This window comes from Gardnerella sp. DNF01198P (assembly GCF_049244165.1).
Taxonomy (GTDB): Bacteria; Actinomycetota; Actinomycetes; order Actinomycetales; family Bifidobacteriaceae; genus Bifidobacterium; species Bifidobacterium swidsinskii.
The window spans coordinates 131,840-144,802 of the sequence record NZ_CP058382.1 but is presented as its reverse complement, the minus strand read 5'-3'; the positions used below and the strand labels follow the sequence as shown (position 1 = coordinate 144,802).

The 12,963-nt window shown below is 41.6% G+C and carries 8 protein-coding genes; all 8 read right to left on the bottom strand.

Features of this window, described 5'->3' with window-relative positions:
• Window positions 1-41 precede the first annotated feature (41 nt).
• Window positions 42-1,397 (bottom strand): FtsX-like permease family protein, encoded by a 1,356-nt coding sequence (locus tag HXT44_RS00630; protein ID WP_174182688.1) that lies wholly within the window; start codon window positions 1,395-1,397, stop codon window positions 42-44.
• On the bottom strand, window positions 1,387-2,721 hold the full coding sequence (locus tag HXT44_RS00625) for an ABC transporter permease (protein ID WP_119504609.1): 1,335 nt from the start codon (window positions 2,719-2,721) through the stop codon (window positions 1,387-1,389). Before HXT44_RS00625 ends, HXT44_RS00630 begins: the two co-directional genes overlap by 11 nt.
• 12 nt (window positions 2,722-2,733) lie before the next feature.
• The gene (locus HXT44_RS00620) at window positions 2,734-4,005 is read right to left on the bottom strand and encodes a DUF2318 domain-containing protein (protein ID WP_119504610.1); all 1,272 of its coding nucleotides are present in this window, start codon (window positions 4,003-4,005) and stop codon (window positions 2,734-2,736) included.
• 72 nt (window positions 4,006-4,077) lie between these two features.
• Complete coding sequence (locus tag HXT44_RS00615; protein ID WP_119504611.1) at window positions 4,078-4,722, bottom strand: iron transporter; 645 nt, start codon at window positions 4,720-4,722, stop codon at window positions 4,078-4,080.
• Between the two features lie 95 nt (window positions 4,723-4,817).
• Entirely contained in the window at window positions 4,818-6,536 is a 1,719-nt protein-coding gene (locus HXT44_RS00610) for an FTR1 family iron permease (protein WP_119504612.1), read from the bottom strand.
• A 242-nt stretch (window positions 6,537-6,778) separates the two neighbouring features.
• The gene (locus HXT44_RS00605; protein ID WP_421782939.1) at window positions 6,779-10,078 is read right to left on the bottom strand and encodes a type I restriction endonuclease subunit R; all 3,300 of its coding nucleotides are present in this window, start codon (window positions 10,076-10,078) and stop codon (window positions 6,779-6,781) included.
• A 39-nt stretch (window positions 10,079-10,117) separates the two neighbouring features.
• Window positions 10,118-11,302 carry a restriction endonuclease subunit S gene (locus tag HXT44_RS00600; protein WP_421782937.1) on the bottom strand — a complete coding sequence of 395 codons (1,185 nt, stop codon included), beginning with the start codon at window positions 11,300-11,302 and terminating at the stop codon, window positions 10,118-10,120.
• Window positions 11,299-12,903: a type I restriction-modification system subunit M gene (locus HXT44_RS00595; protein ID WP_421782935.1), complete on the bottom strand. Its 1,605-nt coding sequence runs from the start codon at window positions 12,901-12,903 to the stop codon at window positions 11,299-11,301. The genes HXT44_RS00600 and HXT44_RS00595 overlap by 4 nt, the downstream gene beginning before the upstream one ends.
• Window positions 12,904-12,963: the final 60 nt, after the last annotated feature.

The following is a 12,963-nucleotide window of genomic DNA, read 5'->3' as shown; positions in this document are numbered from 1 at the left end:
TTAACTCAAATCTTAAACAATCTCTAAATTTACGCTTAAAACTATTCTTCCCGAAGTACAATCGCAGGGTCAATTTTTGAAGCACGCAAAACAGGCGGCAACGCAGCAACGCAAGACGCAGCAACGCTAAATACAATAGAGAACACGACTAGCCACCAATTCACGCCCAAATCTCTCGAGAACACCATTGCCGCAAGTAAACGCGCAAACACATACCCTACTGCCGTACCAGCAATACCGCCAACGAAGCCATATAATCCAGCTTCAGCAGTAAACTCCACGCCAATACTCCGTGCGCTCGCACCCAAAGCTTTGCGCAAACCAATTTCATTTCGACGCTGCTGCACAATCGAAGAAATCGTAGTGCTCACGCCAACCATCATCAATACTAGAACAACTAGCGATACAATGCAGAACAGGCTGCGAAGCATAGTGATAATACCAGTGTCAGCAGCAGTAACTTTAGTAACTTGCTGAGCGCGCACGCGCATAGAAGTCATGTCGTTAATACTTCTCACAACCGCATCAACGCTAGGTGAAGAAGACGAGTAAGCAATTACATCTGCTCCACGCTTAACTCCCGTAAGAGAATTTACATCTGCGTTTAGCGCATATAGCATAGAATCCTCTGCACCGCCTGTATCCAAAATGCCACAAACGCGGAAAGTTGTGCCGTGAGTATCCATAATATCCGTTGAGACTCTGCCTTCAACGAGCTTTTGTTGAGATGAATTTTGCGCAGACTGATCTGAAGAATTTGCAGCAGAATTTTGCGCTTGATTCTCTGCTGGCTTCTCTACAGACTGATTTGTAGACTTATTTGCAGATTCACTTGCAGACTTATTTGCAGACTTCTCTGCTGGCTTATGCGAGCCGGCAGTATTATCCGAAGATCTATACGCAATCGCAATACGAGAGCCTATTTTTAAACCCATCGCAAGAGCTACATCCCGCCCAACCATAACATTTCCACTGCTAGGCCAAGAGCCGTCTACATTCCAATGCTTATTAAGCGACTTTACTGAACGAACGTCTATTCCTGCTAAAACATACGGAGCTGCGTTAATACGCACGTTTTCGTAACGATATGTAGCAGATCGCATAGCACCTTTTGCAAGAACCATATCGTTTGTGTGCAAAACCATCGCGCGATCAATACCGTTTTTCCACTCGCCCTCAATTGGAGTTACGATAATATTCGCTCCATAAGCACGCATTTCATCGCTCATTTGCTGAGGCACAACCAGGCAGATTGCAGCTAAACAAAACAGCGTAGCAGCACCAACAAGCGTTGCAATAACAGCCATCAAAGCACGCGATTTTCTACGAAATACCGCGCTAAATAGCATGGTAATAAACATAGAATTGTTGGAAGTCATATAAGATTTACCTGCCATGAAGCACCTCCGCAGGACGCACACTCAAAATCGAACGAATCGACGAGCCTGCAGCCGCAAGCACAGTCAACGCAAGCAGCACGAACACCAGAACAAATACCATTGGTCGGAACAAAATCGAAGAGCCAAACACTGTGAAACCAATAATCTGCGCAACAGCAAATCCTAAAGCCATGCCAAGTAACGCTCCACCAAACGCAATAACCGCAGTTTCCATAAGCATAAGACGAGCAACAGCACCATCACGCGCACCCAAAGCCTTAAGCAATGCAAGCTCGCCAGAACGCTCAGAAATTGAAGCAGCCATAAGATTCGCCACAGCAACAGCCGCAGCAATTAAACTCAACGCAGTCATCAAAACCATAACAGCACGCGTCTTATTTAATACGTTACCCTGCAACGCCGCAACTTGACGAACCTGCTTTGCAACAGCTCCAGGAATTACCTCCTCAATTTGGTAAGTAATCGAACTCGGGTAAGCAGTGCAATACCAAGTTTCCCACTCTTCCTGGCTGAGTGCTGCCGGATTTTTAGCAGCCTTTCGCGCTAAATCATTTTCAGGAGTAGTAAGCGCCTTTACTTCAATCGAATCAACCTTATTCGGCTTATTTGCAAGGTTTTGAGCGTCACTAGAACTTGCGTAAATTGCGTTATTGTCGTCGTCGCCAGAATCGTATACGCCAACCAAGCGCAACGAAACCTCGCGTCCGTCACGAATCAAACGCAAACGCTGGCCAAGTTTTAAGTGCAAACGATCAGCTAGCTGCACACCTACCATTGCTTCAGATTTATTATCTTTTGCCCAACGACCTGCATTAATCTTCCACCAAGAGCGCAAACCTCTAACACCAACAACCGTTGTTTCACCAGAAGCCAGCGCAAGCTTGCGATTAAACCAAGTTCCAACAATAGGCACTACCAAATCGCCAGAAGATTTCGCTTCAAGATTTGCATGAACAGTTATTTTCGGCGCAAAATTAGTGATATTAAACGCCCAGAAAATCATTTTTATTTTTGCAGCATCAGATTCTTTTAGCGAAGCAGTAGACTCGTGGCTTTCCGCAGCCTTTAAACTCTCAGAACCATTAGTATCAATCTGCTCTCGAGAAGCATACAAATCATTTACAACAGCGCTAGATTTTGGCTGAACCACAATATTTGAACCATATGAACTCAGCTCTGCGTTAATTTTGTCTCCAACGTCATACACAACGCTAAGCATTGACACGCTAACGCACGCACTTAAGCACACTACGAGCGCAATCAACACACGCTTTTTCAATTGCCGCACAAGAGATCGAGCAACCATGCGCATCATAAACATAGCAACTCTCCCTTACTTAAAATGCGAACTGAGCACGTCTAAATCAGCAGTATGAATTGTGATTTTGCCATGCCCAGCCTTATACGGGAACGGAATCGGATTGCAACCACCTTTAAAACCGATAGTTGCCAAATTAATTGCCACATCGCACTTACGGCAAATAATCTTACCGTCTTTTTCATAGTAGCCTGCATCGCCGCAGTTTTCGCAAGCATCCAATCCAACGCCATACGCTCCACCATTCTTTTTAATGATTATAAAACGCATAACAGTGCCGTCTTTTGCTTTGTATTGGAAACGATGCAAATGACCATCTGAAACTTGAACGTAATTAATAGTTGCAACACCATCGTGCAATTCATACGGTTCTGGAGGAGTAAGAGTTGGTTTAATATTCATAATAGATACGCCTACAGTAAGCGTAAGTATTACTGTGATAGCAGCCAAAAGAGCTGCGAGCGCAGACTTCCGAGATTTCCTTTTAAACGCTCGCTTCGTGCGAATTTCTGCTGCATTTTCACCAACTACAGCCGTTTTAAAGCCGATTATTACGGACGCAGCAGCAGGAATCATGAACACGCTAATTTGCGCCATAATCATTAACGGAGCATTATTAATTAGCCAAACAAGCACGCTGAAAGAAAAGTCATCCATATAAAGCAGAATGCTTCCTTGCATAATCTGCAAAAGTGAAGTTATGTGTTGCACTAGCAGAATAATCATGCTTAAAACTACAGCAATTTTGAAGCAAATCGCGTTAGATGCAGTGCGCAAAGAACGCACCATAAGACTTAAGCAGATAGCAGCAATAACACCAAGCACAAAACCAAGCGCGCGAAGTAACATGTCTGATGTAAAAGGCGGAGTGCTTGAATCTACGAAAATAGTAAGCTGCAAAATAACATCTGGTAAAGCATAAAACACAGTAAACGCTAAGCAACATGCACCAATCGCGTTACTTACGTGCATTAAAAGCGGGCAATTACGCCAATTTTTTATTATTTTGTGTGAAAAAATAACCACAATAATTGCAGCAATATCAAGCGGAACTGCAATGCACAACGCCGGCATATTAATAAAGTTTCGCTGATTAATTACCACAGATGCGCGGAGTATAGCAAAAATAAGAGCTGCGACTGTGCCTGCAGACAGCCCATACAATCTCCAACGTGCACTCAGAGGCTTATCTCGCCCCTCGCCAACAGTAAGCGATGTGCTTAATCCCATTGTGAGTAGCGCAAGAGGGAGCAGCCCAGGCATAACTGCCACAAACAGTCTGAGCATAACTCCCTCCTTTGCTATTACTTATTATTTACTAAAATTATTAATTAATCGCTAATTATTAACTAGCTATCACTACCATTGACGAGGAGTGTACTTCCAATCGTCGAAGGTTGCCTTAATTGGCTCAGTCCAGAAGCGACCGGTTACGCCGGTAGCAGGATCGACGTGAAGCATCCAACCCTTCTTTTCTGGGGATTCAATAGAAAGCACGAGCTTGTAATTTCCAGCTTTGTCAAGCTTAACGTTTGCACCGTAGTGAGGACCATCGGAAGCGTTCATCTGCATAAACGTGCCCTTACCAACGGATTCGCCGCTTGCCTTATCGACAATCTCATAATTCACAGTCAAATCTGGAATGAACTCGCCCTTACCGTAGCCAAGCTTTGTACCTTTTTGGTTAGCGTGGATATCGGCTTCAAGGTGGAAGCTTGCTTCGCTTGCCTTCAAGCCCATACCAGCTGGAACCATGTCCACTGGCTGGAAGTACACGGCACCAATAGTAAGAGGTCCAATGTTCTGATCTTGGTGAGGACCAACTGGAACCTCCTCAAAGCCCTTATCGCCGCCCTTGTCATCAGACTTGTTATCAGCCTTCTGCTCGGTTGCTTGTGACTTAGCATCAGTTTTAGCTGAATTGCCATTGGAACCGCATCCAGCGAGCGCAAGCAGTCCAGCAAGAGCTAAAGCTGCAATTGCTGTCATTTTATTATTCTTCATATCTAACCTTCTGTGTTTGTTGTTAGTTATTTTTATTTAATTGTTGTTATTGGTTGTTTATTAATTATTTATTAGTTGGTTATTTGTTGTTTTGCTTATTTATTTTCTATCGCGCGTTTCTCACGACTTCGCGCAATAGATACGCAAAGCAATGAAATCACAACAATTGCTGCCACAATTTGAGCAACAATCGTCTCAACATACGGATAGAACCCAAGCCAATCGTTAGTTGGCAAGCCTTGAATATACATTCCTTCGAGAGCATCGCCCTCGATTAACGCGTGCACACCACCGCCTGCAAAAATCACTACGAGAACAGACATAAGAGCACTTGTTCCAGTAAAGAATGGGCGAATTGGTATGTGCACAGATGCGAAACGAATCAGCAAGAATATCACTACAAGAACTGCAGCAGCGGAAATGAAGCCTCCCCAAATCATAGAGTCAGCTCCGTTTGAAACTGCAAAGATTGCTTGATAGAAGATTACAGTTTCAGCACCTTCGCGGAACACCGCAAGGAAACTCAATAACGCTAAAGAAACCAAGCTTCCCTTAGAAACTGCTGCCGTTGTTTGCTCACTAATATACTTATTCCATGCTTGCACTGAAGATCTAGAAATCATCCAGTTACTCGTGTAAAGCAGCATAAGCATTGCGAACAATGCAACAACGCCTTCTGTAATCTCCTGCTGCGGACCAGAGCCATTAAATAGCAAGCCGAATAGTGCAGCTACAGCAAGAGATGCCACAATTCCAGCCGCAATACCTAGGTAAATATACTTCACCATATTCTTGTGACCGGATTTAACAAGGTATGCAATAATTGCTGCAACAACTAGCAGCGCTTCCAAACCTTCACGAAGCAAAATCACGAAAGCTTGACCAAATGAGCTAGTTATGAATTGCATAAATGGATTTGCGCTTGAAGATGCACCTTTGTCTAATTTTGCTGCGTCTTCAATAAGCATCGCTTTAAGATCCGTTACGAACTTTTTAGCTTGCTCAACAGTTGCACCGTTGTTCATTGTTTGGCGGCACTCTTTGAATTGATATTCGACAGTCGAAACGCGACTACCACTTATTGCGTTCATTACGTTCTTTTCAAAACCGAGCTTTTCGTAATACTGGTAATAGGCTTCGTTAATTAAATCAACTGCTGTTGCTACTTGAGTTTTATTACCTTTTGCAGACTTGTATTTTGCAACAGATTTGTCGAGAATAACGTTCATTTCTCGAGCAACTTGACCCCACGTACGACCATTACGTCCAAGGTTTTTCTTTTTTGCAGCATCTAGCTTTTTGCGCTCTGCTTTAATTTGCGCACGCAACTTTTGTGCATAAACATTTGGCTTATCCACTTTTAAGTTGGCATCGAGACTAGATGCAGTTTGTGCAACATCCACTGAAAGAGCCGTTGAAACAGCACTTATTTGTGAACCTTGATTTTGCTGGTATACAAGCGTTTGCAGCTGCTGGAATTGATCAGTTTGTGCCTGAACTTTATTCTGCCCAATTGCATCTCGCACAACCGTAATCATGTTAGAAGCAACATAAACGGAATTGTATGCTGCTTCAAATCGAGTTGCAGCTCCAGAATTGTTGCCACTATTGTATTCTGATTGACCTTGTAGCAATTCTTTGTCGATTGCTTTAGAAACTTCTGTCCAGCTAGTATACGAACGATCTGCATCTGTTGCAAAAGCTGGAATAGTTGTAGCAAACGAGCTCACTATGCAACCCACCAACATGCACACAGCCAGAATCAGTGCAGCCGAGTCACGAATAATTCGGCGCACTTTTACATACGCGCGCATAACATCTCCTCGCGTTCTTCCGCGTCTTCTTGCGATTCCGCACTTCTCACGCGTTTTACGCCTTTTGCGTTAACGCATTTCCTGCATATCTACGCGCTCTACCCCAAATTGAGCGCACCCAACTAAAACTTGCCATTACAAAGGCCCCACAGGTACATAATATCGACATATCATGTAGATTGATATAGTTCGGCGCAAAAAACTCGCAAATATTACAAAAATGATATTGATAACGATAATTATCAATCTTTTTGCGAATCGTATTGAGAAAAGCCAATAAGCCCAACAAACTCATTAAACATGTTTCTCATACTTTCTACAATGCGACTTTTCTTCTCAGCGCGCGCCTTAGCCGCAGCGCCAAATCTGCTCATTCTAGGCATTAAATCATTAATGTCTGTACCAAGCTCACTTACTTCGCCAGCACTAAAAGATTTCTCCATAAACTTGCGAGTCAAAGCATCGTTTAATCCTTCGCTTTGCACGAGTTGCTCCAAATCATGATTATACTTTTTCTCAACATACTCGCTCCAGCAATCTACAATGCTCAACTTGTTGCCGTTAGAATCGTAAACGGTAATGTTACCTTCAGAATCCACAAGCTTATCAAGCTCATTCTCGTTAAGCTGCGCAATAAACCCTTCAATAAGCTTCTTTTTACTACGCAACTGCGGGCTAGAGTCAACCGCAACCCTAATAGAGGCAAGAACATTTTTATCTTTACAATGCTTGCTATGATAATGTTCTACTAGCATCAAAATGTAGTCAATATTTACTTCTACTTGGCGCACAAGCTCCATCTCAAACACAACGTCATCTGTAATGTCTGCAATCTCGCCTTTTTGCTCTTTGCGCTTCCACTCTTCATGCAAATCCTGGTAATGCCCCAAGTAATCTTGCATATCGCGCTCTTTGATTATCTCTTTGCCTTTGAATTGATCAAAAGCTTTCAGCATGTTACGCAAGCGCAAAATATTGCTAAAAAGCGATATAAACTTTTTCTGATTCTCTTCTCCAACAATGTTGAATCCTTGTAGCGGATACTTTTCCATAAGCTCATTTACTAGATCACTGTATCCACAGCGCTCAATTCCTTTAGCGTCAATATAACCGTTGTAAATCTGCTCAAACGTAGGGCAAAGCACAATACCTTGCGCATCTTTATCTCCAAAAAGAGCTACCGCTTCGTCAACTCTATAACTCAAATCCCTAAAGCACACAATGTTTCCGAATGTTTTAACGGAGTTTAAGATTCGATTTGTGCGCGAAAACGCTTGAATAAGCCCGTGCATGCGAAGATTTTTATCTACCCAAAGCGTGTTCAAAGTTGTTGCATCAAAACCAGTTAGAAACATGTTGACTACAATCAAAACGTCAATTTCCTTATTTTTCATGCGAATTGAAACATCTTTGTAATAGTTTTGGAATTTGTTATTTGACGCATCGTAAGTAGTATTAAACATTTCGTTATAGTCTTTTATTGCGCTTTCCAAGAATTCTTGCGAATTTGCGTCTAACTTTGCAGTACTTTCGGAATTTTCTTCTCCAAGAGAACCCATGCCGTTGGCGTACGCCGAAGAATCTGACTCACCCTCGTTTACTGCATAGCTGAAAATAGTTGCTACTTTTAAGCGTTCGCTTGGAGGCAGATTTTGCTGCTGCTTTTTGAACTCGTTGTAATACGCTTTTGCAAGAGGAATGTCTGCAACAGCAAAGATTGAATTAAAGCCGTTTATGTCAACTTCTTCAGAAGATTTTTTAGTCTCTAAAGTATTATGCTTATCTGCAGCAAGTTCTTTAACGTTAATAATGCGCTTGTATTTGTAAGTCTTCTCGTTGCGATACGTTTTTTGAGTAAAATGCTCAATAATGTATTGAACAACATTATGCACGCGATCTTTATGCCTAATTACATCTGGTCGATTAATATCTTTAACCAATTCGTCGGTTGCTTTTTCCAGCTCGCTCGACGTTTTTACAGTAGCAACGTATTCCACGCGGAATGGCAACACGTTTTTATCGTTAATCGCGTTAATGATTGTGTACGTATGCAAGCACGGTCCAAAGGTTTGCTCGGTTGTGGAAAGATGCGCAGCGTCGGAGCCAGCAGCGTTCGCTTCAAAAATTGGCGTGCCAGTAAACCCAAAAAGCAGAGCATTTTTAAAGTGTTTTACAATATCTGCATGCATGCCTCCAAACTGGCTTCTGTGGCATTCGTCAAAAATAAACACTATGCGCTTTTTGTAAATTTCATGACTTGGGTTGTTGCTTATAAATTTACTAAGCTTTTGAATAGTGGTTATAATAAGCCTGCATTCTTCCGTATTGTCTTCTAGCTGTTTTGTAAGCACAGCTGTTGAAGTGTTACTATTTGCGGCTCCTTTTTCAAACCTGTCGTATTCTCTCATTGTTTGATAGTCAAGATCTTTACGGTCTACAACAAACAAAACTTTGTCAACAAGATTATTGCCTTCTGCGTCTTTCAAAGCTTTTACTAGCTGCGATGTTTTGAAGCTAGTTAGCGTTTTACCAGATCCAGTAGTATGCCAAATATATCCGCCCTTTTGACGCTCTGCTGCCGGCATTTTGCTCGCATTAGCAAACATGTATTTTACGCGATTCACTATGTTTTCTGCTGCAGTAATCTGGTATGGACGCATAACCATCAAGCAATCTTCTGCATTAAAAACGCAATATTTTGTGAGAATGTTAAGAATTACGTGCTTTGCAAAGAAGGTTTTAGCAAAATCGCATAAGTCGGAGATTATAGTGTTTTGAGCATCGGACCAATAGTTTGTAAATTCAAAACTGTTACTTGTTGTGCTTTTGCTAGATCCTTTACTTTTCTGCTCGTTGTACGCATTATTGCGAGTTGAGTTGGAGTAATACTTTGTTTCAGTGCCGTTTGAGATTACGAAAATTTGCACGTATCCAAATAGTCCGCTTCCAGCCCAAAATGAGTCGCGAGCATAACGGTTAATCTGATTGAACGCTTCTCTAATAGGCACACCTCTGCGCTTTAGCTCAATATGAACCATCGGCAAGCCGTTTACTAGAACAGTCACATCGTAACGATTGCTACGCGCAGGGCCATTTGCATCATTATTGTTTGCATTATCGTTTGCGTTAACAGCATATTGGTTGATTACTTGCACAATATTCTTGTGAATATTTTCTTTGTCAATAATAGTAATGTTCTTATCTACGCCGTCATCTTTTTTGAGTATTTTAACGTTATCTCGCTGAATAGTATCTGTTTTCTTAACTATATCGTCAGTGCTGTTTGCAATATTTTCTTTGAAAAATCTTTCCCACTCGCCATCTGAAAAATGGTAGTCGTTGAGCTTTTCGATTTGCACTCGAAGATTTGCTATAAGATCTTTCTCGTTGTGAATGTGAGCGTACTCGTAGCCTTGGGATTGCAAAATGTTAATGAACTCTTCTTCGAGTTGTGCTTCGCTTTGATAGCTTCCGTCGTTTCGCTCACTCGGCGTGAACGTAGACATTACAGTGCTATCTTGATTCTCTAACACAATTTTCATTTTGCTTCCTTCTTTCTTACTCTTACTCACATTTTTCTATTATGCACGTTTGAAGGTTAGGAGTTGATCGCGATAGTACTCGTATTGCTTGCGACGAGCTTCGATTTCTGCAGGCAATCCTTGAGTTAAATCATTGCAAAGTGCGTCAAAACGATCCAGAATTTGTACGATTTGATGCTGTACTTCAAGAGGTGGAACAGGGATTTCAAATTGCATTACAGCTTTCTTATCGCCTCTAGGCATCTTCGCGCCTTTCGAATTGCGAACATCATATAAGAAAAACCGCTCAGAGCTTAAAATATGATATAAAAATCTAGGACTAATAACGTTTTTATCGTGAATATGAATAACTAAAACATCACCGTTAGTTCCACCAACACAATCAGCAAACCATATTTTCTTAAGATATGGTCTTATATTACCAATAAGTACATCACCTATAGAAAAACAAATAGCTTTACTTTCTTTAGGTATAGAATTAGCTAGCGTTTTTCCCTGCTTGTTTTGTAATAGATTTTCAACACCAACATAATTACGTTCATCAAGAATCTGCGAATCAATGCGATTTTTAGAATATGATGCAACATACTCTAAAGCTTTATACTCCACGCCGTTTGGGCAGTAGCGTGAGATAAGCGAGTGTAGAGGATTATTATCGTCAAATGTAAGCAAGGTATCTCGATAGTACTCGTACTGCTTTTTACGAGCTGTAAGCTCTGCTGTAAGCTCTGCTGTAAGCTCTGTAAATGTGTCTAAAATCCGCACAATCTCCGATTGAACCTCAAGCGGCGGCACTGGGATTTCAGTATCTATCAAATATTTGAAGTGACGTTCATAATTATTATGCTTAACATAATAATTTGATATAGCATAATAAAAATACTTAGCTAGCATAACTTCATTATTAACGGAAATAATTTTAAGTCCATCTGCGCCTTGCACAAAAGCAAAATTAACGTATTTTATATGCTCACTATGGTCGCCGAAACATACATATTCTGAATTAGGAATATTTGGATCAGACACATCTGAATATCCAGAAATAAACTCTAATTCCTGCGAGATTATTGGAACAGAACCCTCATTTTTGTAATCGTTCGATTTAATTTTCAGACTCGGAGATATAAGCCTAATTGCTTTATCTTTTTTAATATCGCCAATTTTCTTATACTCCACACCATTCGGGCAAAGCTCAGCGATTAAATCCTCAAGCCTACTAGTCATTGAGCCACCTCGCTATTATCAAAGTTAACGCTGCCAGCTTCAATCTCGCTTACAATCTTCTCAATCTGTTCGCGTAACTCTTGCTCGCGAGCGCAAACCGACGCAATCTGCGCGTTAAGCTCCGTAATATTAATCTTCTCGCGAGTATCTTCTGCTTCAACATATGTGGAAACTGAAAGATTGTATTTATTGGATTCCACTTCTTCCAAAGACGCAACGTGTGCAATGTGCTCCACATCTTTCCTAGAAGTGTACCACTTAACAATCTGCTCAATGTTCTCGTCCGAAAGCTTGTTGCTATTCGTTGACTTTACAAACTCTCGACTAGCATCAACAAACAATATAGAAGTATCATTCCGCTTATTTTTGCGCAAAACCATAATGCACGTAGCAATAGAAGTACCAAAGAACAAGTTGCTCGGAAGTTGAATCACGCAATCAACAGCATTATGCTCAACTAAATATTGGCGAATCTTTTGCTCAGCTCCGCCGCGGTACATGATTCCAGGGAAGCAAACAATAGCAGCAGCACCATCTTCCGCCAGATGCGCTAAACAGTGCAACACAAACGCCATGTCTGCCTTGCTTTTTGGAGCAAGCACACCAGCTGGAGCAAAACGAGGATCGTTAATCATACACGGATTAGAATCACCCTCCCAACTCGTGGAATAAGGAGGATTAGAAACAACCAGCTCAAACTTTTTATTATCCTCGATTAGCGGTTTTATAAGGGTATCGCCGCACGTAATAGTAAACTTATCAAAATTCACATCGTGCAAAAACATGTTCATGCGGCACAAATTGTAGCTAGTAACGTTCTTTTCTTGACCGTAAAAACCGCCATTAATATTTTCAATACCAAGCACTTTTTTGGCCTTTAGCAGAAGCGACCCAGAGCCGCACGCGGGATCGTATACGTCTGAAATGCTTGATTTTCCAACAGTTCCAAGGCGCGTGAGCAGCATTGAGACTTCTGCAGGCGTAAAGTATTCGCCACCAGACTTGCCAGCGTTCGACGCATACAAGCCCATCAAATACTCGTAAGCATCACCAAAAGCCTCAATCACGTTGTTGTTTACACTGCCAAGCTTCATCTCACTAATCACTTGCAATAACCTAACAAAACGCTTATTTCTGCCTTCAACAGTATCTGCAAGCTTAATGTTATTCACATCGTAATCGGAGAATAATCCCTTAAAATCGTCAGACGAATCAGTTCCTTGAGAAGAAGCTTCAATATTGCGGAACACACGACTTAATGTTTCGTTTAGATTGCTATCTTGAGGAGCGTTCTTAAGCACATTGCAAAACAGTTCGCTAGGAAGTATAAAGAAGCCTTTAGCCGAAATCATCTCACTGCGAAGAGGCTCTGCATCTTCATCGCTTATTTTTGCATAATCAAAGTTTGGATCTCCGCCTTCAGATTCATGCTCGTTCTTATTAATAAACTCGCATAAATTCTCGGAAATATAGCGATAAAACATTGTGCACAATACGTATGCTTTGAAGTCCCAACCATCAACGGAACCTCGCAAATCGTCGGCAATCTTCCAAATCGTGCGATGTAATTCCGCGCGTTCTTCTTCTTTGCGAGTGTCCATTTTGCTGCTCCCTATTCGTGCAATTCGTGCAAGCGTATGCGCAATATATAAGCTAATTAA

Coding starts and splice junctions, on each gene's coding strand:
- HXT44_RS00630 (WP_174182688.1), bottom strand. CDS start 1,397: ATGGCAGGTAAATCTTATATGACTTCCAACAATTCTATGTTTATTACC.
- HXT44_RS00625 (WP_119504609.1), bottom strand. CDS start 2,721: ATGTTTATGATGCGCATGGTTGCTCGATCTCTTGTGCGGCAATTGAAA.
- HXT44_RS00620 (WP_119504610.1), bottom strand. CDS start 4,005: ATGCTCAGACTGTTTGTGGCAGTTATGCCTGGGCTGCTCCCTCTTGCG.
- HXT44_RS00615 (WP_119504611.1), bottom strand. CDS start 4,722: ATGAAGAATAATAAAATGACAGCAATTGCAGCTTTAGCTCTTGCTGGA.
- HXT44_RS00610 (WP_119504612.1), bottom strand. CDS start 6,536: ATGCGCGCGTATGTAAAAGTGCGCCGAATTATTCGTGACTCGGCTGCA.
- HXT44_RS00605 (WP_421782939.1), bottom strand. CDS start 10,078: ATGAAAATTGTGTTAGAGAATCAAGATAGCACTGTAATGTCTACGTTC.
- HXT44_RS00600 (WP_421782937.1), bottom strand. CDS start 11,302: ATGACTAGTAGGCTTGAGGATTTAATCGCTGAGCTTTGCCCGAATGGT.
- HXT44_RS00595 (WP_421782935.1), bottom strand. CDS start 12,903: ATGGACACTCGCAAAGAAGAAGAACGCGCGGAATTACATCGCACGATT.